Genomic DNA, 20,725 nt, shown 5'->3' on the forward strand with positions numbered 1-20,725 from the left:
TCGGCGGTCGCCGGATGGCGAAACGGGCGAGCTCCTTTTCGCGGGCCCCAACGCGGCACTTTCCGGAAATGCCAACGGACCCTAAGGCATCCACATGAGTGGGCCTGTCCAAAAATTCGATGCGATCATCCTGGGTGCCGGAGGCGCGGGGCTGATGTGCGCCGCGACGGCGGGGCAGCGCGGCAGAAGGGTGCTGGTTGTCGATCACGCGCCGGAGCCGGGCAAGAAGATCCTGATTTCGGGCGGCGGACGGTGCAATTTTACCAATGTCCATGCCGGGCCCGATCGCTATCTGTCCGCCAATCCGCATTTCATGAAGTCCGCGCTTGGCCGCTATCGCCCGGACGACTTCATCGCGCTGGTCGATGCTCATGGCATTGCCTGGCATGAAAAGACGTTGGGCCAGCTGTTCTGTGACGGTTCGGCGCGGCAGATCGTCGCGATGCTGATGGACGAATGTGCGAAGGGGAACGTCGCCTTTGCCTTCGGCGCGCCGATCGGCGCGGTCGATCATGCCGACGGGCATTATCGGGTCGAGGTGGACGGACGTACGGCCGAGGCGCCTGCCCTGGTGGTCGCGACCGGCGGGCCGTCCATTCCCAAGCTTGGCGCGACGGGCTTTGCCTATGATCTTGCGCGGCGTTTCGGGCTGAAGGTGGTGGAGCCGCGCCCTGCTTTGGTGCCCCTGACGCTTGGCGGCGATGAAGTGCTGTTCCGCACCCTGTCCGGCGTCGCGACCGACGTCGTCGCCCGTGCGGGGAAAGCGGCGTTTCGGGAGGCGGCGCTGTTCACGCACAAGGGGCTGTCGGGGCCGGCCATCCTGCAAATCTCATCTTATTGGCGGCACGGCGAGCCGATCGCGATCGATTTTCTGCCGGACCGGGCGGCGGACTGGCTGCTGGCTTTCAAGAAGGAAAAGCCGCGTGCGACCCTGCGTTCTGCCCTGTCGGCGGCGCTTCCGGATCGGTTGGCCGAGACATTGGCGGAGCGCATCGCTTTGTCAGGGGAGTTGGCCAATCTTCCCGACCGCAAGCTCGCCGAAGCGGGGCAGAGGCTTGCGGGCTGGCCGTTCATGCCCAACGGCACCGAAGGCTATGCCAAGGCGGAAGTAACGGTGGGCGGCATCGCGACGGACGGGCTTTCATCGCAGACGATGGAAGCGCGCAAGGTGCCCGGCTTCTATGCGATCGGCGAGGCGGTGGACGTGACCGGCTGGCTTGGCGGCTATAATTTCCAATGGGCGTGGGCGAGCGGCTGGGCGGCGGCGCAGGCCTTGTAAGGGGCTCAGGTGCTCCGGCGAAGGCCGGAGCCCAGAGGCGCTGACGGAAGAACTGGGCTCTGGCCTTCGCCGGAGCACAATGTCGCTTAAGTCGCCCGCACTCGAACCCGGCTCATTCGTACGCCGTCCGCCGCGAAGATTGCGAGCGCGGTCCAGATGAGCCCGAAACAGACGATGTGCGACGTCGTCAGCCGCTCGCCAAAGGCCAGCACCGCCAGCAGGAATTGCAGCGAGGGCGCGATATATTGGAGGAAGCCGAGCGTCGAATAAGGCAGGCGCTTGGCCGCCGCGGTGAAGAGGAGCAGCGGCACCGCCGTCACCGCGCCCGACACGATGAGGAGGATGGTGGTGCCGCTGCCCATATCGAGGCCGCTCGCTCCCTGCGCGTGGAGCGTCATCACCCAGAAGAAAGCGAGCGGGGTGAGGATCAGGGTTTCGATCGAAAGGCCTTCCACCGCCTCGACCGGAGCGATTTTGCGCAGCAGGCCGTAGGTCGCGAAGGTGAAGGCAAGGGTTAGGCTGATCCACAACCCCTCGCCCGCTCCCGCCGCGAGGATCGCGACGCCGATCCCGGCCAGCGCCACCGCCGCGATCTGTGGGCGGGTGAGCTTTTCTTTCAGGATCGCGACGCCGAGCAGGATATTGACGAGCGGGTTGAGATAATAGCCAAGGCTGCCTTCGAGCACATGCCCGTTCAGGACCGCCCAGATGTAGACGACCCAGTTGATCGCGATGAGCGCCGCGGTTGCGGCTAGAATGGCAACGACCCTGGGTGTGCGAAGCGCAGCGGCGAGCGTTTTCCACCGCCGCCAGACCGTAAGTAGAACGGCAAGGAACAGCAGCGACCAGAGGATGCGGTGGGCGACGAGCTCCACCGGATCGACATGAGCGAGCAGCTTGAAATAAGCGGGAAGAAAGCCCCAGATGCTGTAGGCCGCGATGCCCAGCCAGATACCGGAGCGATGGCTTGGCTGAGAGGCGGTGTCGGTCATGGCGCGGCACTAGACAAGGCGGTTGCGTTTCGCAACTGGCCTTGCCGATTGGCGCGGGCATCGGCCTGGGCTAAACGGCGGGATTGATCCTGTGGGGAAGGGAAAAGATTATGCGTTTTGTGACGATTTCGGCCGCGATTGCGGCATTGGCCGTGAGCGGCTGCAGCGCGGGCGAAGACGATGTCAACGCCGCCGTCGAGCTTGGCAACGGCACCGTTTCGGTGTCCGCGCCGGGCTTCGATCTTGCCGCCGACCTGCCGGGCAATGAAACGCACAAGGTGGAGATCACGACCGATTCCGAAGCGCTTTATCCGGGCGCGAAGGCGACGGGCCTGACGATGAGCCGCGACCAAGCCACGGGCACGCCGCGTTTCAACATCGGTTTTGCGGCGAAGGACGATATCGATACGGTCGCCAAATGGTATGGCGATCCGCGCCGTTCGGGCAATTTCAAGGTGACCGGGATCAACATCACCAACGGCGTCCATTCGATGAGCGTGGTCGACGACACGGGCGAACCGTTCAACCTGATCCTGAAGCCGGGCGAGGACGGCGGCACGACCGGGACGCTGAGGTTCCGCGACCGCGGACAATGAGGTGAACGCGCTCGCCGACTGGCAGGAGGTGCGCGCGCACCTTATCGCCGCTGCGCGGGCGGGCGCGACCATCACTTATTCGGAGCTCCTGGCGCATCTGGGCTATGCCTTTTCACGGCCCAAGATGCGGCAGCTTTGCGCCGTGCTCGGCACGGTGGATGAGGATGCGGAGGCGCGCGGCGAGCCGGAACTTGGGGTGCTTGTCGTCCGCCAGTCGGACGGGCTTCCGGGGCAAGGCTGGTGGGTAGCCGGAACGCCGCGCCGCGAGCGGGGTTATGACGGGCTATGGGAAGGACCGGAGGCCCGGCGCTTCATTGCGACCGTGCAGAAGGAGGCGTTCGAATTTTGGCGAACGCGATAATGGCTCTCCTCCTTTAAAAGAAGGAGAGCCTTATTGTAGCGATCAGGCCTTGGTGCGCGGCGCGGCGGGCTTGCGGCCGCGCGTGCCGGTGCTCTTCGGCTTGGCGGTTTTTGCAGATGCGGTCTTGGCCGAAGCCGCGCGCGTGGCGGCCGGCTTTGCGGCGGTGCCGGGATTTCCCGATTTTGCCGTGCTGGCCCTTGCGGTCGTCGCCTTGGGCGCGGCTGACTTTGCCGTCGTTGCCTTGCGCGGGGCCGCCGCCTTGCTTGCCGCTGGTTTGCGGGTTGGAGCAGACTTGCGCGGCGCCGCCGGTTTCGCGGGCGCCGAAGCGCGGCCGGTTTCGCCACTGTCCGATTGCGTGCTGGTTGTGCCCCCATTTTTCGATCCGCCGCCGAGCAATTTGCGAACCGCATCGGCCGCCGCGCTGATCACGGCTGCGCCGATCCGGGTGGCTTGATCGAAGGCATCTTCAGCGGTTTCCGCCGCATCCTTGCCCGCCTTTTTCGCGGTGTCGCGAACCTTCTTGTTCGTCGAAAGCGCCGCCGCTGCCGTCACCAGGCCCGCAGCCATCACGCCGCGTGCAACCGGATCCTTGGACAGTTCGGCGGCCTTCTGACCCGCCTTGCGCAATTTTTCCTTCGCGGCCGCCGATTTGGCGCCGTCGTCCGAATTCGTACCGGCATTCTTGGGTGCAGTCGATTGTGCCATTGCCGTCTCCAGCTTATCCGTTCTTCAACCGTAACAGACGAGCAGCCCGGAAAACAGTTCCGAAATCGCGCAACGAAAAAGGGCGGCCTCTTTGACAAGACCGCCCCGTATTTTCGATGATCGAGAAAGGCTTAACGGTCGCTCTCGAACTCGGCATTGCCGTCGCTTTCGAACTGCACGTCACCTTCGCCGGCATTGTAGTCTTGGTCATCCTGACGCTGCTGGTTGCGGTCGCTTTGTCCGATGCTGCCGCCCTGCTGGCTTTCGGAGCCGAGATCCTGCGGGCTCTCCTGACCCGTCTGATCCTGACGGCTCTGGTCTTGGCTCTGCTGGCTTTGGTTCTGCTGTTGATCCTGACGGTTGCCGCCCTGGTCCTGCTGCTGCTGGGACCGGTCATTCTGGTTTTGCGGGTTGTTCTGGTTCTGGCCTTCCACATCATCCTCCTATGTTGGACGATTGAAACGAGCCGTGCCGCGTCGCCGTTCCGCGCGCCTGGCGCGGGTTGGCGCCAATCAAGCGCGGCCTGGCGCAAGCCGGTTGGGACGCAGGGTGGCGATCGACCCGAACGGCTTTAGGCCAAAACGGAACGATCGCCGATAGTGTGGCGCAAGCCAGCCGACTTTACAGCGCCTATTTGATGACGTGAGGCTTGGGGTCAGCGTCGAAATGCCAGCTGATTACGGTTTTGCTATCAGTCTTGGTGTTACTGCCTTTTTGACCATACCAATATCCTTTTGCCGCACCCGGAGGATTGTCACGACTGGTCGTCCACGAGCCCTGAAAATTGCTGCGTGAGCCCATCGGCGTGCCTACGAACAGTTTTTTCCAATTGGGCGTCATTGTCGACCAATCCATTGGATTGTGGGTTGCGCGGCGGGATGTACCATTCTTCGTTTGAACCGAGGAATTTTGGCCCTCCCCGCTATTTTGAGGCGCCACAATGGCGTCGCGCGTTACATCATGGCCATCGATCACGTTACCGTCAGCGGTAATTCTCCGCGAGACCGAATGGTCGGACGAGACAATGAGAGCTTTGCCTGAATCGCCACCGAAGCTTTCCGTCGTCGCGACCGTGCCGCCACCCCAGTCAATGGATATGCTGGCTTTATTGGTCATCTTGCCGACCGACACGAGCACCTGGCAGGCGTTGCGGCGCTCGGATCCCTTCTCGCTATAGGATGAACTCTCCAGCCTCACTCCGTTATAAGGATCGCCGTCATCAAGGGCGACCGTGCCGCGATCGTCGATGGTGGCATCGATCCTGCAATCGGTGGAAATCCAGTTTTCGAAGGGGCCGCTCTCGACGCCCTTCTTCCCGGGGATGCACTGTCCCGGCCGCGTCGGCAGTTCCGCAACCTGCCCGTCGTCGCCGCCGAATATGGCGGCGCACATTGGATTGTCCTCCGACTCGGGATCGTCGGGATCGCACTGTCGCTCCGCCTCAGCGCCGATCGCCTTTACAGCCTCCATCTGACACTGCATCAGATCGGGGCCGCCCTTTCTTTGGCATTCGGCGATGCGCGTCTGCATCTTTTGCGCCAGCCCGCCGACTGCGCTGTTGCCAAGGTTGCGCTTGCCGTCGACGATCGGCGTTTCGCCCGGCTCGAAGCCGTCGGGAATGTCCGGCGTGCGGGTGATTTCGCCATAGTCCGTCGCGTTTGCATCGAGATCATCATGGTCGCTTTCGCCATTATAGACCATGCGTGCCACGCCCTTCAGCGTGCGCGAGCGCTGGACGTCCGCCCTGTACATCTTGGCTTCCGATTTATGCGTGCCGGTCACATCAATGCTGAATGTGAAAGTGGCGACCCGCTGCGTCGGCGGCGGGGGGCAGAAAGGCGTCTGCCCCGGCTTTAGGGATTCCGCCATGGCGGGCACTGCGAAGGTCGGTGCGAGTAAGGGCAATGCGACGAGCCAGGCGGGGATTGCACGGTAAAGCTTGGGCATGACGGTCTCCTCGTCCGCCTTTACTAAAGCGCGAGGGTTGGAGGTGGAGCGGGGTGCGTCCAAACCCTTTGTCGATGCGACGAAAGTTAGCGCTTATTCACAGCTTAGCCGCTTGTCTGCCCTATTTTCCGATAACGGATGCCCCGCCATTTCCCAAACAATCACGGAACCGGAGTGGGCTTGGTCCATTTTGGACATATGGTTAATTTGCTTTGCTTACCCTCAACCCTTTCTCTCCATCACTCATTCAAACTCACACTTCGTTAACGAGCGCCTTCTTCTATGCAGGGGGCCGCTTCGGCGCGGGCGCGTTTGCGCGTTCCGGTCGCCGTCAAATTTTCGATCGCGCTTGGCGTCGCGATCCTTTGGACCATGTTTTCCATCTGGGTGTCATCCCGGTGGAAGGATGATCTGGGGGCGCTGACTCATCCCTTGGCGGCGCTCGTCGCGATTACCTTCATTGCTTATGTGCCGGGCTTCATGAATGCATTTCTGGTGGCGACATTGCTGCTCGACCGCCGCCCGCCGCGTGTTCGGCAGGAAAGTTATCCCGGCATTACGATCCTGATCGCCGCCTTTCAGGAAGAAGCGGCGATCGCCGATACGCTGAAGAGCATCGCCCGCGAAGATTATCCGGGCGCGATCGAGGTGATCGTGCTGAGCGACGGATCGACCGACCGGACCGTTGCGGAGGCCGAGGCGGCGGCGCGGGCCCATGATTTTTCGGCCAATAGCGTGGTGCGGATCATCGATTATGCCGCGAACCGGGGCAAGGCGGCGGTGCTGAACAGCGGACTTGCCGAAGCGAGCCACGACCTGATCGTCACGATCGACGGGGATTCCCGGCTGGAAGGCGGGGCGCTGACCCATATCGTCGAACGATTGCTGTCGGACCCGCCGGAAACCGTAGTGGTGGCGGGCGCCGTGCTGGTCCGCAATGCGCATGAAAGCCTGATGGTCGCCGCGCAGGAATGGGATTATTTTCACGGCATCGCCGCCGTGAAGCGGATGCAGAGCATGTATCACGGCACGCTGGTCGCGCAGGGCGCCTTTTCCATCTACCGGCGCGAGGCGCTGATCGAGGTCGGCGGCTGGCCCGAATGCGTCGGCGAGGACATCGTGCTCACCTGGGCGATGCTCAGGAAAGGCCATCGCGTCGGCTATGCCGAGGATGCCATCGTCTTCACCAATGCGCCGACCACCTACCGCCAATTCGCGCTGCAGCGGAAACGGTGGTCGCGCGGGCTGATCGAGGCGCTCGACCACCACGAGCGGCTGCTGTTCCAGCCGCGCCTCGCGGTGCTGTTCATCTGGTGGAACCTGCTCTTCCTGCCGCTCGACCTCATCTACACCTTCGTGTTCATCCCGGGCCTGATCGCGGCTTTCTTCGGCATCTTCTGGATCGCCGGGCCGATGACGCTGGCGGTGCTGCCGCTCGCGGGGCTGTGGAACATCCTCATCTACCGCAAGCAGAAGAGGATGGTGCGGCGCCAGAAGGTCGAAATGCGCCACCATATGGGCGGGCTGCTCTACTACCTCTTTGTCTACACATTGGTCATGCAGCCCGTCTGCGTCTGGGGCTATGCCTCTGAAATCATGGGCCGAACCAAGAAATGGGGAACGAAGTGAAATCCTTTACCATCCATCTGTTCGCTTTGACTTCAGGCTTGGCTTCGCCCGCTTTGGCTCAGGACGCCGCGAGTACCCGCCAGGCGGCTACGGCCGATATCTTCTATTCGGCCGATGCGGACGATACCGAGGTGATCCGCTATAGCCTGACCCTGGATTGGCTCCACGATGGCCCGGAGCGGCGGCAGGGTGTCCGGATCGAAAAGGCGCTGTTCAATCCCATCGGGCAGGGGCAGCAGGGCCGGGAGCGCGTCTACCTGCAGGCTGCGGACGGCGAGCGCTGGAAATGGAATGCGAGCATTGGCACGGACGGCGACACGGTTTTAGGATCGGCGGCCATCCACAATGAAAGCCGTTTCCGGCAGGAATATTTCATCGAGCGCGATATTTTGGAAACGCCGCGTGGGCTGCGCGAGGGCATTTACTACACCTTCGCCGGAGCCAGCATCGACCTGCCGGTCGACGGGCGAAATATGGTCAACCTCCTTGCCGGAGTGCAGGAATTCACCGGCGACAATGTCCGCACCCATATACGGGGCAATTATGTTCACACGATCGACCCCGACCTTGGGCTGAGCGCGCAGCTGCGCGGGCGATATTTCCGCAACAGCGACCCGCGCGAATATGATTATTATTCGCCACGTTGGTATGCGCAGGCGATGCCGGTGCTGCAGATCCGGCGCTTTTCGCAGGGCTGGCGATATATGGCGGAAGCGGGCGTTGGCGTGCTGCGCGATTCCAACAGCGGATGGCGGCGGTCCAGCCACCTGCGGATCGAGACGATAAGCCCGGTCGGAAAGAATTGGGCGGTGAAGGCGTCCTTCCTTTGCAGCGAAACGCCAACCGCAGCGGGGCTGGGCTACGAATATGTCCAGGCTACTTTTGGGCTGACCCGCGCCTTTTAAGAGCGGGCCCTAGCGGAGCATGTCGCGGAAAATCTCTTCGGCATAGCGTCCGCCCGCAGCTTTGTCGAAAAGGTCGGAAGCGGCCTCGGTCATGCCCACTGTCATAACCAGTGCGGTGAAGGCGAGGGCGATGATGCGGAGCGACCGGTTTGATGATCCGGCGCCCGCGCTCTCCGCATTTTCGTAGGGTGTACCGGCAATGGCGTGACGTTCGATCTTGATGATTGTGCTCATGCAAAATCAAACCACGCGAGCCGGAGCGGTTCCAAGCGGCAGGGCGACAGGTCAGCGCAACACCGCGAGACGGTTCAATAGAGCGATGAAAAGTAAATGGTCGGGGAGAGAGGATTCGAACCTCCGGCCCCTGCCTCCCGAAGACAGTGCTCTACCAGGCTGAGCTACTCCCCGACCGATGCGTCTGACCCGAGGGCCAACCGGAAGGCAGGTGGACGCCTATAGGGGCGGGTTGGGGCCGATGCAAGCGGGCTTGGCCTGAGTTTTTCAATTGCCCCGCGCGGCGTCCAGCATCTCGCCGATCCGGGTGAACTTTTCGCGCGGTGCGCCTTCCCGGGCGCGGACAGCTTCGGCCGCTTCGATTTTCTGCCAATCGCGGAATGTGACGAGGTCGACGCCACGCGTGGCGAGCAGCGCGTCGAGGCCCGCGCGCCCCTGCCGCCCGCTATCGCCGGGGCCGAGCGCCGCAACGATCTTTTCCGCCACGTCATAGCCGTCGGGCCGGTTGGTGCCGATCGTACCGGTCGGCCCGCGTCGCGCCCAGCCGACGCAATAAAGGCGGTCGGCGATCAGGCCGCCTTCATTGGCGAACCGGCCAAGCGCTTCGTCATAAGGAATGCCGGGGATGGCAGGCGTGCGATAACCGATGCAGCTGATAATGAGGCTTGCGGGCACGGCATAGGTTTCGCCGGTGCCGGCTGCGCGGCCGGTTTCATCGACGTGCGTGCGCTCAACGATGATGCGCTGGGCGTGGCCGTCACCCTCGATCGCGACCGGCGCGGCGAAGAAATCGAAATCGATTGTCTTGGCCTTGTCGGGGGCGCCTCCAGCCGCCGCAAAATTACGAAGGTGCGCGACGGATTTGCGCAAGCCCGGTTCGAGCGCGGCGTCCGCGTCTTCGGGCGGCAGATCGGCGGGATCGACACGAGGCGCGGCGTTGGCGAGGTGGCCAAGCTCCCCCAATTCCTTCGGCGTCATCGCGATCTGATGCGGGCCGCGGCGGCCGAGGATGTAAATGTTACGGATCGCGGAGCTTTTAAGGGCTTCGAGCGCGTGGCCGACAATGTCGGAGCCCGCAAATTCGTCTTCCGTCTTCGCCAGGATGCGGGCGACGTCGAGCGCGACATTGCCGTTGCCGATGACGACGGCGTCCGTGCCGTCAAGCGGTGGATCGAGGGTGGCGAAGTCGGGATGGCCGTTATACCAGCCGACGAACGCCGCCGATCCGATGACGCCGGGAAGATCGCTCCCCGGAATGTCGAGCGGCCGATCCTGCGGCGCCCCCGTCGCGAGGATGACCGCGTCGTAGAGATTCAAGAGTTCGTCGACCTTGATATCCGTGCCGACGCTGACATTGCCGGCGAAACGGACATTGTCGGACAAGGCGACCTTTTCATAACGCCGGGACACGGCCTTGATCGATTGATGATCGGGCGCAACGCCGAAGCGAATAAGGCCGTAGGGGACGGGCAGGCGGTCGATCACGTCGATACGGATGTCGCCGCCGAAAGCGCCCTGCAAAGCCTCGGCACTATAATAGCCCGCCGGGCCCGAACCGATCACCGCCACATGCCGCATGTGCGTCTCCCGTTATGTCAGGCGATGGTAACCGGACTTAGGCGGCCTTTCCAGTGGCCTGGAATCATCGGCGTTTCGTCATTGCGAGCGGAGCGCGGCAATCCAGACACAGCCTTGGGGCCCATATGGATTGCTTCGTCGCAGGGCTCCTCGCAATGACGAGGGAAAATGTCAGGCTTTGCCCGGTGTTTTGTCTTCCAGCAATTGGCCGCCCTTGCCGCGCAAATAGGCTTCGATCTGCCCTGCGAACATGCCGAGCATGCCGGGCAAGACGAGTTCGACGTGCACCTTCTTGTCCTCGACATCGATGCGGGTCGTGACCGTCTGCCCCATCGCGGTGACGGCAAGATGCATGCTGTCGCCTTCCCAATGATGGCGCACATCCGCCGCGCCGCCGGGGATATGGCTGGACAGCTTCCCGACGCCGCCCTCCATGCGCCGCCGCGCTTCCTGTGTGCCGAGCGAATGAGGGAGGTCGATGACGAGAGGCCGGGTCATGGGACGAGCCTAGCGGCTTTCCGGCCCGCCCCGCAAGCCGCCCTTAGACCTGAGTGAAACGATTGCAGCTATAGGGCTGGATCTTGCCGCCGTTGCGGATGAGCTGGTTGGCGCGCTGGCGGACGTTGAAGGCCATGATCGACTTGATTTCGGTATCGCCGAGCCAGTTATCGAAGAAGACCGGCTGATAATCGTAGACGACTTCGGCAACCATGACCGCGCTGCCGCCCGGCGCCTGGATCTGGCGGTCAGCGGGCCCCATGCCCGTAATGGTCTGCTTTTCCCAATGGCTGGGGGCGGCGCTCTGGTTGGTACGGTTTTCGGCGAGCACTTCGGTGCCGTCGATGATGGCCGTGCCTGCCTTCGACATGGGACGGCCATCGGACGAATTGACGTTCTTCTGCCCAATGCAGCGTTGCCAGCGTATCCACTGCTTGGTGCCATCATCGCTCGTTTCCAGGCTGGACAGGATAATCCGGCCATGCTCGGTGAAGCCGATCGAACTGCCAGATGTCCGGGCACCGACGAAAAGCTCGACGACGTCGGATTCATCGATCGAATCCCGGACGCGGGAGGCATTGTCCGCGGTCATCATCGAAATGTTGCTGACCCGAAGATGAGACATGACGAGGTTTGCGACTTCGATGCCCGTAAGGCTCGCCATCAGCAAAATGGGCAAAGCCATGGCGAATTCGATATAGGCGACGCCGCGATTGGACTTGCAAAGGCGGCGCAGCATCAGGACTGGGGCAAACATATTTCCTCCGCCTGAGGGGCGCTGCGCGATGCGAAAGGCTGGTTGCGAAGCGGGGTGGACGAGGAGACGGTGATCTTGTCCTGCATCCCGAACCAGCTGCCGACAGGAACCAGACGATCATAGGTCAGCACGATTTCGTAATCGACGATATCGTCACTGCCGCCAAGGCCGCCCTTGCCACGATCGGTATCGTAGGTTTTGTTGCCATTGACGTCGCGGAAGCAGTCGCCGGGATTATATTGGCCTACAGGATCGATATCCTGCGTAATCACTTCCGGCTTTCTGACGCCGGCAAAGTCGTAATAGCTTTTCTTGTGAATCTGGATCGCGCCGTCGTCGCTAAAATGTTGCAACCGGCTTTTGACATGATCGTCAATGTCTTGGCCTGTCTTGTTGCCGACCGTGGCAAGGCGCGCGGCTTCAAACAAAGTGCCTTGAACGGCGGAGCGCACATAGACCTGATAGGTAAGATCCAAAAGGCCCAGGATGAGGATGCACAGGGGTGCCAGCACCATCGCGAATTCGACGGCGGTCGCCCCCTGTTCATCGCCCGCAAGGCGGCGGATGATCGTCCGCCCTGCCATTAGAGGCTGAGCCTCAACGAGCCGATATTCTTGCCGATCTCCGTAAATTTGGCGATCAGTTCGTCACGGTTGTTCGAGCGGAAGGCCTGGGACTCGCTGCTCGCGCAGAATTTGAGGGAGTCGGTAAGGCCGGTGCCGAAAGCAACCACCCAGAGCGACACATTCTTTGCCTTTGCGGCATCGCAGGCCATGCGGAACCTTTTGTCGTGGCGGACGGTGAGGCTGTCGCCGCTATTGCCACGGACGCGGTGATCGCGGTTTTCGATGCCGTGGAAGGTATAGAAGGAATCATTGGTCACGAGCTCGCCGTCGGTCATGTAGATGATGTGGCGCGATACCGGCATGCTGTTGTAATTATCGGGATTGTCCGATGCGAAGATGCCGCCGCTGGAAATCAGGCGCGCGCCCCAGATCATCCCGATGTCGTGATAGGTGTTGCCGTGCGCAACAAGCGCGTTGACATAATTTTGCATGTCCGACTTGGACCATTTTTGCAGGCGTTTAGCCTTTGCCGGGCAAGCTACGCTTTCGCCGCCATTATATCCATAAGGATAGCCGTCCGTATTGCTTTCCATATTATAGATGATTTCGGGCCAATAGGGCCGCCACGTTGAGGCTTCATCCTGCGGGACGAGATCGATGTTGAGGTCAAGCGCGCCTGCGGGAACGGGGCGGACCGGGGTCGATGACGCAATGGTGGTGACCGTATCGCGTTCCTCGATACAGCCCTTCCACGTCGAATGTTGCCACTCGCTCGGTTGGTTGGAATCCATGTGCGGCGTCGGAATTCCGCCAGCGGTGCTGACATAGGCGCGCACGTCCTGGTTGACGATGCCGTAGCGCCACTGCTTGTTGCCGTCATTGTCGGTCTTTACCCGCTCATCCTGACTATTGGCAAAGGTGGACGCGATCAACCAGCAGTCACGCTGGGCCCCGCCGCTCCGCGCCCAAACCGTCTCGGTCAGCGTTGCCGGATAACCGGTTTCCGGATCGCGAAGCCGCTGCTGGCCGTGGCAGATGCCGCGCGTCGTGTTGCCCTGCCTTGTGACGGTAGAGGTCCGATAAATCGGCCGGCGGGAATGATAATACCAATTGTCCGCGATATATTTCTGGCCAGCGGGCTCCATCTCCTTGACGATATGCCCGACGCTGACATTGCTCGAATAAGGCACGATCCCGTAGCGAAGCCGCATGCCATTGGCCTCAAGCTGGGTCTGGATCGGCTCCAATTCCGTATAAAGCGCCATTACCGCATCGCGCAGGGCGGCGATGCGCGATCCCGCCATGGAGCCGGTGGTGTCGAGCACCAGGATGATGTCGGTGTTGACGAAATTCTGCGAGGCTTCGCACGACACCTCGAGCGGCAAGGTGGAGAAGCCGAAAATCTTCATGATCGACGTCGGAATCCGCGTCTCGACATCGATATGGACGGTGCCCTGGGCGGGCTTGGTGACGACGGGAGTGAAGGCGAGCGTGCCGTAGGTTTCCTGCGGGAAGTTGAAGTTGATGAACTTCTTGGCTTCCTTGACGACATCGTCGGTCAGCGTGTCGTTCTGCATGACGCGGCGGGCGGCGAGGGAGGCGGAGTCGCAGGCGCTCTGGAGGCGGTTCTTGGCCATGTAAGCGCGCGAGAGGTCGACGCCGGAACCAACCATGGCCGTGAGCGGGATAAAGGCCGCGCCCACGATGGCGAGGGTGTTCCCTCGCGTGTCGCGCATGAGACGCGACAGGAAGGTGGTTCGCTTGTTATCGCGAGCGTTGCAAATTGCGCGTTTGTTCATTTGTTACATGTCCTGCCCACACATGTCGGATCATGCGTCATGCACCATTCTTCCTAATCCTTGCTGAAAGAAGATGGTTAACGGTGATTTTTTGGCGGGAAAAGGCGCTGGATGCGGATGCGCAACGATTGGCGTTAACCAATCATCCTTCGGAAATTGGACGCGGTCTGATCCGGATTGACGCCGTTGCGGAGCGCCACGAACAAAGTGTCGTCGCCCGCAAGCGTGCCCGCGATTTCATCGGGCTGAACCTGATCGAGCGCGTGGCCCACGATATGGGCGGAGCCGGGCGGCGTCTTGAGGACCAGCAATTGGCCCGCCGGTTCGACCGAGAGCACCCATTCGGCGAAGATCCGTTCGAGCCGGCCGGGCGGCGGCGCGGCGGGTGTGTCGCCGGGGAGTGCGTAGCGAAGCGTGCCGCCTTGTCGCACCTTGATCGCGCCGAGATGGTCTAGGTCGCGGGATACGGTGGCCTGGGTGACGGCGAGGCCCATCTGAGCGAGACGTTCGGTCACTTCCTCCTGGCTCGAGACGATATTGCCGCCGATGATTTCGGCGATGACGCGCAGGCGCCGGGCGCGGGCGGTGCCGCCTGGCGTAACGTCGTTCATCGCCCCTGCCCCATGATCCACGCCATGGCGCCGCGCGCCGTGTGCATCCGGTTTTCCGCCTGGCGCCAGACGGCGCTGCGCGAACTGTCCATGACGCCCGCCGACACTTCCTGTCCGCGAATGGCAGGCAGGCAATGGAGGAAGTAAGCATCGGCGGAGCGGGCCATCAGGGCCTCGTCGACCTGATAGGCGGCAAAGGCGCGCTGGCGCTCGGCGGCTTCGCCATCCTGGCCCATCGAAACCCAGACATCGGTATAAACGATCTGCGCGCCCTCGACCGCTTCGACCGGATCGACGACCTGCCGGACAGTGCCCAGACGGGCCAGTTCGGCAGCGGAGAAGCCGTAGCCTTCGGGGCTGGCGAGAGTGAGTTTGGCACCCATTAGCGCGCAGCCTTCGGCGAGCGAGCGGGCGACGTTGTTGGCGTCCCCGACATAAGCGATCTTCGCGCCTTCCAGCCGTCCGAGCAGCTGGCGGATGGTGAGGAGATCGGCCAGGCCCTGAAGCGGGTGATCGGTGTCCGAGAGCATGTTGAGCACGGGCGTGTCGGTCGCCGCTGCCATGCCGCTCAGCAAGCGGTGATCGTTGACGCGCGCGGCGATGATGGCGTGATAGCAAGCGAGGGTGCGGGCGACGTCCTCGACACTTTCGCGTGTGCCGGGGCCGAGCTCATCCTTCTGGATATAGATGGGGTGGCCGCCAAGTTGCACGGCGGCCATCTCCATCGAATTGCGGGTCCGCGCCGAAGGTTTCTGGAAGAAGAGCGCGACGCCCTTTCCGGACAAGGGCTTTCCCGCATCGCCTTCGGAAAGGGCGAGGATCGCTTCGATGTCGGCGCGGGTGAGATCCGCGAGGCTGAGGAGGTCGGGGCGGTTCACCAATTCTTCTCCCTCTTCACCATCGTACCGATGCCCGCATCGGTCAGCAATTCGATCAACAGCGCATGGGCGACGCGGCCGTCGATGATGTGGGCGGTGTCGACGCCGCCATCGACAGCTTCGGCGCAGGCGCGGAGCTTGGGGATCATACCGCCCTGCACACTGCCGCTTTCGATCCGCGCGTTGAGCTCGCTCGACGTGAGGCGCGGGACGAGGGTGTCGGGATTGTCCTTGTCCTCAAGCAGGCCGGGCGCCGCGGTCAGATAGACGATCTTTTCCGCGCCCATGGCGACGGCGATGGCGCGGGCGGCCTCGTCGGCATTGACGTTGTAGGGTTGGCCGTTTTCGTCCGCGCCGATGGTCGACACGACCGGTGTCAGGCCTTCATCGAGAAGGCGGTGAAGCACGGACGGGCGGACGTGGCTGACATCGCCGACGAACCCCAGGGAGCTGTCGCGCGGCGTGACCGTCAGCAATCCGGCATCCTCACCCGAGACGCCGACCGCAACCGGCTCCTCGCGTGTTTCGCCGTTGATGGTGGCGACGAGATCGCGGTTGATCTTGCCGACCAGCACCATGCGGACGAGCTCCAGCGTCTCGGCATCGGTGACGCGCAGGCCATCGCGAAATTCCGGCTCCTTGCCGACGCGGCGCATCATCGCGTCCACCTGCGGTCCGCCGCCGTGGACGAGCACACAGCGCACGCCGACGCTGCGGAGAAGCAGGACGTCTTGCGCAAGGGCGCGGTCCAATTCCTTGTCGATGGCGGCGCCGCCAAGTTTCACCACCACCGATTTTCCGGCGAAGCGCTGGATATAAGGCAGGGCCTGAACCAGGATGTTTGCGGTTTGAACTGGCGTCATGACGTCTGGCTATTCTCTTTGATGTAACCCGGGCCAAGATCGATGCCGATCGTGCGGGCGGAGCCGCTTCCGACGCCGAGGCCGACTTCGATCAGAATGTCCCGGCCCTGCATATGTTTCGCCACGGCAGCCTTGTCGTGATCGATTTCCACGCCGCCCTGCGCCACACGGATGCCGCCATAAGCGACGCTGCAGCCTTCCATGCTGAACGTGACGCCCGCCGATCCCGCCGCGCCGAGCAGGCGGCCCCAATAAGGATCGCTGCCATACCAGCTGCATTTGACGAGGTTGTTTTCGGCAATGGACTTGGCGGCGATCCGCGCTTCCTCATCGCTCGCCGCGACGGTTACCCTGAGCGTGACGATCTTGGTCATGCCCTCCGCATCGGCGGCCATCATGAGGGTGAGCTGCATGCAGGCCGTTTCGAGCGCCTTCGCGAATTCCTCCATGTCGGGACGGCCCTTCTTGCCCGATGCGAGCAGGATCACCGTGTCGTTGGTGGAGGTCGCGCCGTCGACGTTCAGCGTGTTGAAGGTGGCGTCCACGGCCTGCTTCAGCAGCGCCTGCAATTCGGCCTGGTCGACATCGGCGTCGGTCGTCAGGAAGGCGAGCATCGTCGCCATGTTGGGCGCGATCATGCCGCAGCCCTTGGCCATGCCGCCAAGCGTGAAGGTGGAGCCTTTCACCACCACTTCCTTGGGCTGGGTGTCGGTGGTGAGGATGCCCTTCGCCGCTTCGGTCGCGCCGCCGGGCGACAGGCCTGCCGCGAGCTTCGGGACGGCCACGAGGATCGTGTCGATCGGCAGCGGGATGCCGATAAGGCCGGTCGAACAGACGAGCACATCCCGGGCATTGCAGCCCACCGCCTGCGCCGCCGCGGCGCACATCGCCTCCGCGTCCGCGCGGCCGGGTTCGCCGGTGCCCGCGTTGGCATTGCCCGAATTGACGATGATCGCCGCGCAGCGCCCGCCATTGGCCTCAAGCCGCGCGCGGCTCGCCACGACCGGAGGGGCGACGAACTTGTTCTGGGTGAAGACGGCGGCGGCAGTGACGGGCTGGCCGTCGGCCGTGGCGACCAGCGCCATGTCGTGCTTTGCGGCCTTGATGCCGGCATGAAGACCGGAGGCGACGAAACCTATAGCGGCGGTTACGCTCATGGAAATACTCCTACGCAGGGTAAGCCTTCGGTCTCGTCGAGACCCAGCATCAGGTTCGCGCACTGGATCATCTGGCCGGCGGCGCCCTTCACCAGATTGTCTAGGGCGGCGATGGCGACGACGCGGCGGGTGCGCGGATCGTAGCGGGCGGTGAGGTGGACGGCGTTTGACCCGAGCGTCCATTTGGTCGCGGGAAGCGCGTCCGACACATGAATGAAGGGCTCATCCGCATAAGCGGCCTTCAGCGCTTCGAGCGGCGCGTTCGCATCCATCTCCCGCGGGGCGGTGCCGTAGCATGTGGCGAGGATGCCGCGGTTCATGGGGACAAGGTGGGGGGTGAACAGCACCTCGCCGCCCGTGCCCATTTCCATTTCCGCCGTGTGGCGATGGTTGAGGAGGCCGTAGGCCGCGAAATTTTCGTCCACGGCGCAGAAATGAGTGTCTGCCTTCGCGGCGCGCCCGGCGCCCGTCACGCCGGAGGCCGCGTCAACGATGATGCCGGTCTTTTCGATCAGGCCCGCATCGACCAGCGGTTTCAGGGCCAGGATCGCGGACGTCGGATAGCAGCCGGGCGCGGCGACGAGCCTGGCCCCCCTGATCCGGTCGCGCGCGATTTCGGGGAGGCCGTAGACGAACTGGGCGAGCAGGTCCGGCTCCTGGTGCGCTTCGCCGTACCAGCGTTCGAACGTCGCGGCATCGTCGAGCCGGAAATCGGCGCCGAGATCCACGAAAGCGACGCCGCTCCTCACCACGTCGGCGGCCATTTTCTGCGATTCCCCGTGCGGCATGCAGGCGAAAAGCAGATCGACCTGTTTCAAATGCGCGGGATCGAACCGCTCAAACCGCGCATCAGGATAAGCGAGCGCGAGATGGGGATGAACCGAGGCGAGGGTCTCACCCGCCTGGCTATCGCCGAAGAAAAGAACGGGCGTGAAGGCTCCATGCGCGGCGCAGAGCCGCAACAGCTCCCCGCCCGCATAACCCGATGCGCCCAATATGCCGACTTTGATCATCTGCATAATATGCACATTCATGCATAATTATGCAAGAGCGTCATTCCGGCGAAAGCCGGAATCCCGTGGAGAAGGGTGCCCTTTTCGTCATGAGACCCCGGCTTTCGCCGGGGTGACGGAGGTGGCGGCGGGGTGAAGGGGGGGCGACGAAGGGGTGACGAGCGGAGTAAGGGGCGGAGCGTGAGGGCTCCGCCCCGCATCTTATTTCAGGTTGAATTCGCCGCTAATGAGCAGCTTTACGTCCGACCCTAGCGCCGGGGCGTAGGTGTTCATGCCGAACTGAGTGCGGTCGATCGTGCCTTCGGCGGAGAAGCCGGCGGTGTAGATCTTGGTCATCGGGCCGTCGGCGGCCTTGTTGAGCGTGACGGCCAGCGTGACGGGTTTCGTCACGCCGTGAAGGTTGAGGTCGCCGGTGACGGTCGCGGTGGTGGGGCCGGTGCGCTCGACCTTGGTCGAGGTGAAGGTCGCCTTCGGAAATTTTTCGACGTCGAAGAAATCGGCCTTTTTAAGGTGCCCGTCGAGCGCATCGTCATGCGTATCGACCGAATCCACGTCGATGGTGACGTTCAACTTGCTGTTTTCCGGATTGGCGCCATCCAGCGTCAGCTGCGCGTCGAAATCTGTGAATTCGCCATAATAGGTCGAAAAGCCCATGTGGGAGACGCCCCACACGATCTTCACATGACTCTTGTCGAGCGCGTAACTGCCGCTCTTTACCGCTTCCGCCGCCGGAGCGGGCGCCGCCTGCTGGGTGGCGTGGGCGGTGGCGATGGTGGCCGTGACGAGGGAAGCGGCAATCAGATATTTGCGCATGAATGTCTCCAGGGGTGATGGATGATGCCGGACGTAAAGGGTCGCGCGGTTTTGCGAAAGACTATTCACATGCATTAATCCGTTGCGGATTGCGCAACGCTGGCCGGCAGCCGTTCGGGTGTGGGTGTTGGGACTTGTGTTGGCTGGAACGTCCTTCGACAGGCTCCGGACTAGCGGGTGGTGTGCGGGGTGCGGAGCTACCAAGTCATAGGCCCGTTCCAAGCTGCCCAACCCTTACAGCCCCCGCCCGCAACCGTTAGTCCTGAGCTGGTCGAAGGACGGTTCCAGCTTGCGCCGCGCTTCGACGGTCCAGACCCAGCGGATGAATGAGGCAGGTTGAACGTGATGAGGCGTTCGCCGACATTGCCGATGTTGCGCGACACGTGAGCGATGCGCCCAATTCCGTTTCCACGCGTTATGCATCCGAAAGGAGAACAGCCATGGAAGGCAGGAACGGCCAGCTCGTTGACGAGGACGTTATGGAAACCGCCTCCGTCGCACCGCCCGAACCCCGCAAAGAGGAAAATGGTCAGAAGGAGCGCCAGCAGGGGCAGGGCGACTCAGGACATTCCGATCGGGATCAAAACCAGGCAGAGCCCATTATCCGACCATCGCCAGACTGACGCCTACCGGCGCGAACCCCAAAAAACTGTGGAAAACTTCATGACGTGGAAGGGGCCGCAAACCTCTTCTACGCCGCACGCATGGCCGGTTTTCCGCATTTCCATGTGCCTGGCACTGGGTAATTTCACCTTGTTTCGCAGGCGATTTAATCATTGCGTGTTAAGGCTTTGCATGATTCACTCGTCCTTGGGAGCGGGGAAGATCAAATTCATGTCCGGGAAAGCCGGGCGGAACCATGATCTTTCCAAGGGCAAGAGGAGTGGGGTCATGAGTACACAGGTGAAGCCGGCGGACGGCACGCTCGCGCTGGTCGAGATGAAGGAGTTCGCAACATTTCCGGCCGCGACGCAGCGCTATATCCGCCGCTCGCTGGACGTGGGGCTTAATCGTCGCGACGCGCTGAAGCGCTGGTCGCGCAATGCCAACGAAGCGGCGAGCATCCGCGCGCAGGAGCATGTCTATCGGCGCCTCGACCATATCCGCGATCATGTGCCAGACGATAGTGGCCTCGATGCGATGGAGCCGATGATGGGCCCGCTCATCACCGCGACGGCGTTCGATCTGGGTGAGGGGAAGCTCAGTGATTTCGCGTCCTACCGTTTTCTGTACGAGCGGTTGATCGGCGCGGCGGTGCGGCCGTGGCTACCCGCGGCTTTCTGTTCGGCGGCTGCACTTCCGCACCTTCACCCCGACCGGAGGCGCCTCCTCCTCCAGTCGATCAGCGAAGCGGCGGCGACGGCGCCGGGCTGGTCGAACCGGGAAGCGGTATTCTTCCCCGAATGGGTGGAAAAGGTCGATCTGACCGTCGCCGGATAGGCGTTAACCGATATGGATGTTGCATGAACCGGACGTAGTTTTGGGTTCATGCAACATCGGGCATCATCTCCGTGTTTCTAGTCCCGTCCGCCCCGTGCGGGCGA

Annotated in this window: 23 protein-coding genes and 1 tRNA gene; 8 read left to right on the forward strand and 16 right to left on the reverse strand. The window is 62.7% G+C overall.

Translation table 11 applies throughout. The features are described 5' to 3' along the window. The first annotated feature begins 94 nt into the window (after nucleotides 1-94). Nucleotides 95-1,279 (forward strand): BaiN/RdsA family NAD(P)/FAD-dependent oxidoreductase, encoded by a 1,185-nt coding sequence (locus tag C7I56_RS00595; protein WP_106638627.1) that lies wholly within the window; start codon nucleotides 95-97, stop codon nucleotides 1,277-1,279. Nucleotides 1,280-1,365: 86 nt separating this feature from the next. Here the strand turns inward: C7I56_RS00595 and rarD are convergent, their stop codons facing one another. Further along, entirely contained in the window at nucleotides 1,366-2,271 is a 906-nt protein-coding gene (gene rarD, locus C7I56_RS00600) for an EamA family transporter RarD (RefSeq protein WP_106638628.1), read from the reverse strand. Nucleotides 2,272-2,381: 110 nt separating this feature from the next. On the opposite strand from rarD, the gene C7I56_RS00605 reads away from it, so the two are divergent. Continuing rightward, nucleotides 2,382-2,867, forward strand: a complete 486-nt coding sequence (locus C7I56_RS00605; RefSeq protein ID WP_106638629.1) for a hypothetical protein — start codon at nucleotides 2,382-2,384, stop codon at nucleotides 2,865-2,867. Nucleotide 2,868: 1 nt separating this feature from the next. After that, nucleotides 2,869-3,228: a ribose-phosphate pyrophosphokinase gene (locus tag C7I56_RS00610; protein ID WP_106638630.1), complete on the forward strand. Its 360-nt coding sequence runs from the start codon at nucleotides 2,869-2,871 to the stop codon at nucleotides 3,226-3,228. A gap of 42 nt (nucleotides 3,229-3,270) precedes the next feature. Here C7I56_RS00610 and C7I56_RS00615 read toward each other — a convergent pair whose 3' ends face one another. Then, complete coding sequence (locus tag C7I56_RS00615; protein ID WP_106638631.1) at nucleotides 3,271-3,933, reverse strand: hypothetical protein; 663 nt, start codon at nucleotides 3,931-3,933, stop codon at nucleotides 3,271-3,273. 116 nt (nucleotides 3,934-4,049) lie between these two features. Between C7I56_RS00615 and C7I56_RS00620 the strand changes: the two genes are divergently transcribed. Next, entirely contained in the window at nucleotides 4,050-4,508 is a 459-nt protein-coding gene (locus C7I56_RS00620; RefSeq protein WP_106638632.1) for a hypothetical protein, read from the forward strand. Nucleotides 4,509-4,563: 55 nt separating this feature from the next. Here C7I56_RS00620 and C7I56_RS00625 read toward each other — a convergent pair whose 3' ends face one another. Beyond that, entirely contained in the window at nucleotides 4,564-5,880 is a 1,317-nt protein-coding gene (locus C7I56_RS00625) for a hypothetical protein (RefSeq protein WP_106638633.1), read from the reverse strand. A 282-nt stretch (nucleotides 5,881-6,162) separates the two neighbouring features. On the opposite strand from C7I56_RS00625, the gene C7I56_RS00630 reads away from it, so the two are divergent. Both C7I56_RS00630 and C7I56_RS00635 read left to right on the forward strand, forming a co-directional pair. Next, nucleotides 6,163-7,509, forward strand: coding sequence for a glycosyltransferase family 2 protein (locus C7I56_RS00630; RefSeq protein ID WP_106638634.1), 1,347 nt, complete (start codon nucleotides 6,163-6,165; stop codon nucleotides 7,507-7,509). After that, nucleotides 7,506-8,414 (forward strand): hypothetical protein, encoded by a 909-nt coding sequence (locus C7I56_RS00635; RefSeq protein ID WP_158702936.1) that lies wholly within the window; start codon nucleotides 7,506-7,508, stop codon nucleotides 8,412-8,414. Before C7I56_RS00630 ends, C7I56_RS00635 begins: the two co-directional genes overlap by 4 nt. A 9-nt stretch (nucleotides 8,415-8,423) precedes the next feature. Here C7I56_RS00635 and C7I56_RS00640 read toward each other — a convergent pair whose 3' ends face one another. The 13 genes from C7I56_RS00640 to C7I56_RS00700 form a co-directional block, all read right to left on the reverse strand. Beyond that, nucleotides 8,424-8,648 carry a hypothetical protein gene (locus C7I56_RS00640; protein WP_106638636.1) on the reverse strand — a complete coding sequence of 75 codons (225 nt, stop codon included), beginning with the start codon at nucleotides 8,646-8,648 and terminating at the stop codon, nucleotides 8,424-8,426. Nucleotides 8,649-8,745: 97 nt separating this feature from the next. Continuing rightward, a tRNA-Pro gene (locus C7I56_RS00645) sits at nucleotides 8,746-8,822 on the reverse strand. A 93-nt stretch (nucleotides 8,823-8,915) separates the two neighbouring features. Then, nucleotides 8,916-10,226 (reverse strand): FAD-dependent oxidoreductase, encoded by a 1,311-nt coding sequence (locus tag C7I56_RS00650; RefSeq protein WP_106638637.1) that lies wholly within the window; start codon nucleotides 10,224-10,226, stop codon nucleotides 8,916-8,918. Nucleotides 10,227-10,397: 171 nt separating this feature from the next. Next, on the reverse strand, nucleotides 10,398-10,724 hold the full coding sequence (locus C7I56_RS00655) for a polyhydroxyalkanoic acid system family protein (RefSeq protein WP_106638638.1): 327 nt from the start codon (nucleotides 10,722-10,724) through the stop codon (nucleotides 10,398-10,400). 43 nt (nucleotides 10,725-10,767) lie between these two features. After that, entirely contained in the window at nucleotides 10,768-11,481 is a 714-nt protein-coding gene (locus C7I56_RS00660) for a TadE/TadG family type IV pilus assembly protein (protein ID WP_245409545.1), read from the reverse strand. Beyond that, entirely contained in the window at nucleotides 11,463-12,065 is a 603-nt protein-coding gene (locus tag C7I56_RS00665) for a TadE/TadG family type IV pilus assembly protein (protein ID WP_106638640.1), read from the reverse strand. The genes C7I56_RS00660 and C7I56_RS00665 overlap by 19 nt, the downstream gene beginning before the upstream one ends. After that, complete coding sequence (locus C7I56_RS00670; RefSeq protein ID WP_106638641.1) at nucleotides 12,065-13,846, reverse strand: TadE/TadG family protein; 1,782 nt, start codon at nucleotides 13,844-13,846, stop codon at nucleotides 12,065-12,067. Before C7I56_RS00670 ends, C7I56_RS00665 begins: the two co-directional genes overlap by 1 nt. A gap of 134 nt (nucleotides 13,847-13,980) precedes the next feature. Beyond that, nucleotides 13,981-14,457: an arginine repressor gene (gene argR / locus C7I56_RS00675; protein WP_106638642.1), complete on the reverse strand. Its 477-nt coding sequence runs from the start codon at nucleotides 14,455-14,457 to the stop codon at nucleotides 13,981-13,983. Continuing rightward, complete coding sequence (argF, locus tag C7I56_RS00680) at nucleotides 14,454-15,335, reverse strand: ornithine carbamoyltransferase (protein ID WP_199792298.1); 882 nt, start codon at nucleotides 15,333-15,335, stop codon at nucleotides 14,454-14,456. The genes argR and argF overlap by 4 nt, the downstream gene beginning before the upstream one ends. Then, nucleotides 15,332-16,198: an acetylglutamate kinase gene (argB, locus tag C7I56_RS00685; protein WP_106638644.1), complete on the reverse strand. Its 867-nt coding sequence runs from the start codon at nucleotides 16,196-16,198 to the stop codon at nucleotides 15,332-15,334. The genes argF and argB overlap by 4 nt, the downstream gene beginning before the upstream one ends. Next, complete coding sequence (gene argJ, locus C7I56_RS00690; RefSeq protein ID WP_106638645.1) at nucleotides 16,195-17,355, reverse strand: bifunctional glutamate N-acetyltransferase/amino-acid acetyltransferase ArgJ; 1,161 nt, start codon at nucleotides 17,353-17,355, stop codon at nucleotides 16,195-16,197. Before argJ ends, argB begins: the two co-directional genes overlap by 4 nt. Then, nucleotides 17,352-18,374: an N-acetyl-gamma-glutamyl-phosphate reductase gene (gene argC / locus C7I56_RS00695; RefSeq protein ID WP_199792299.1), complete on the reverse strand. Its 1,023-nt coding sequence runs from the start codon at nucleotides 18,372-18,374 to the stop codon at nucleotides 17,352-17,354. The genes argJ and argC overlap by 4 nt, the downstream gene beginning before the upstream one ends. Nucleotides 18,375-18,569: 195 nt before the next feature. Further along, nucleotides 18,570-19,181 carry a YceI family protein gene (locus C7I56_RS00700; RefSeq protein WP_158702937.1) on the reverse strand — a complete coding sequence of 204 codons (612 nt, stop codon included), beginning with the start codon at nucleotides 19,179-19,181 and terminating at the stop codon, nucleotides 18,570-18,572. 326 nt (nucleotides 19,182-19,507) lie between these two features. Here C7I56_RS00700 and C7I56_RS00705 point away from each other — a divergent pair, with 326 nt between their 5' ends. Further along, complete coding sequence (locus tag C7I56_RS00705; protein WP_106638648.1) at nucleotides 19,508-19,804, forward strand: hypothetical protein; 297 nt, start codon at nucleotides 19,508-19,510, stop codon at nucleotides 19,802-19,804. 268 nt (nucleotides 19,805-20,072) lie between these two features. Continuing rightward, nucleotides 20,073-20,621 (forward strand): hypothetical protein, encoded by a 549-nt coding sequence (locus C7I56_RS00710; RefSeq protein WP_106638649.1) that lies wholly within the window; start codon nucleotides 20,073-20,075, stop codon nucleotides 20,619-20,621. Nucleotides 20,622-20,725 lie beyond the last annotated feature (104 nt).

It is taken from the genome of Allosphingosinicella vermicomposti, assembly GCF_003012815.1.
Classification (GTDB): Bacteria; Pseudomonadota; Alphaproteobacteria; order Sphingomonadales; family Sphingomonadaceae; genus Allosphingosinicella; species Allosphingosinicella vermicomposti.

What these genes read in the sequence shown, in the direction of transcription:
- C7I56_RS00595 (WP_106638627.1), top strand. Translation starts at nt 95, where the DNA reads ATGAGTGGGCCTGTCCAAAAATTCGATGCGATCATCCTGGGTGCCGGA.
- rarD (WP_106638628.1), bottom strand. Translation starts at nt 2,271, where the DNA reads ATGACCGACACCGCCTCTCAGCCAAGCCATCGCTCCGGTATCTGGCTG.
- C7I56_RS00605 (WP_106638629.1), top strand. Translation starts at nt 2,382, where the DNA reads ATGCGTTTTGTGACGATTTCGGCCGCGATTGCGGCATTGGCCGTGAGC.
- C7I56_RS00615 (WP_106638631.1), bottom strand. Translation starts at nt 3,933, where the DNA reads ATGGCACAATCGACTGCACCCAAGAATGCCGGTACGAATTCGGACGAC.
- C7I56_RS00620 (WP_106638632.1), top strand. Translation starts at nt 4,050, where the DNA reads ATGATCGAGAAAGGCTTAACGGTCGCTCTCGAACTCGGCATTGCCGTC.
- C7I56_RS00625 (WP_106638633.1), bottom strand. Translation starts at nt 5,880, where the DNA reads ATGCCCAAGCTTTACCGTGCAATCCCCGCCTGGCTCGTCGCATTGCCC.
- C7I56_RS00630 (WP_106638634.1), top strand. Translation starts at nt 6,163, where the DNA reads ATGCAGGGGGCCGCTTCGGCGCGGGCGCGTTTGCGCGTTCCGGTCGCC.
- C7I56_RS00640 (WP_106638636.1), bottom strand. Translation starts at nt 8,648, where the DNA reads ATGAGCACAATCATCAAGATCGAACGTCACGCCATTGCCGGTACACCC.
- C7I56_RS00650 (WP_106638637.1), bottom strand. Translation starts at nt 10,226, where the DNA reads ATGCGGCATGTGGCGGTGATCGGTTCGGGCCCGGCGGGCTATTATAGT.
- C7I56_RS00655 (WP_106638638.1), bottom strand. Translation starts at nt 10,724, where the DNA reads ATGACCCGGCCTCTCGTCATCGACCTCCCTCATTCGCTCGGCACACAG.
- C7I56_RS00660 (WP_245409545.1), bottom strand. Translation starts at nt 11,481, where the DNA reads ATGTTTGCCCCAGTCCTGATGCTGCGCCGCCTTTGCAAGTCCAATCGC.
- C7I56_RS00665 (WP_106638640.1), bottom strand. Translation starts at nt 12,065, where the DNA reads ATGGCAGGGCGGACGATCATCCGCCGCCTTGCGGGCGATGAACAGGGG.
- C7I56_RS00670 (WP_106638641.1), bottom strand. Translation starts at nt 13,846, where the DNA reads ATGAACAAACGCGCAATTTGCAACGCTCGCGATAACAAGCGAACCACC.
- argR (WP_106638642.1), bottom strand. Translation starts at nt 14,457, where the DNA reads ATGAACGACGTTACGCCAGGCGGCACCGCCCGCGCCCGGCGCCTGCGC.
- argB (WP_106638644.1), bottom strand. Translation starts at nt 16,198, where the DNA reads ATGACGCCAGTTCAAACCGCAAACATCCTGGTTCAGGCCCTGCCTTAT.
- argJ (WP_106638645.1), bottom strand. Translation starts at nt 17,355, where the DNA reads ATGAGCGTAACCGCCGCTATAGGTTTCGTCGCCTCCGGTCTTCATGCC.
- argC (WP_199792299.1), bottom strand. Translation starts at nt 18,374, where the DNA reads ATGCAGATGATCAAAGTCGGCATATTGGGCGCATCGGGTTATGCGGGC.
- C7I56_RS00700 (WP_158702937.1), bottom strand. Translation starts at nt 19,181, where the DNA reads ATGCGCAAATATCTGATTGCCGCTTCCCTCGTCACGGCCACCATCGCC.
- C7I56_RS00705 (WP_106638648.1), top strand. Translation starts at nt 19,508, where the DNA reads ATGAGGCAGGTTGAACGTGATGAGGCGTTCGCCGACATTGCCGATGTT.
- C7I56_RS00710 (WP_106638649.1), top strand. Translation starts at nt 20,073, where the DNA reads ATGAGTACACAGGTGAAGCCGGCGGACGGCACGCTCGCGCTGGTCGAG.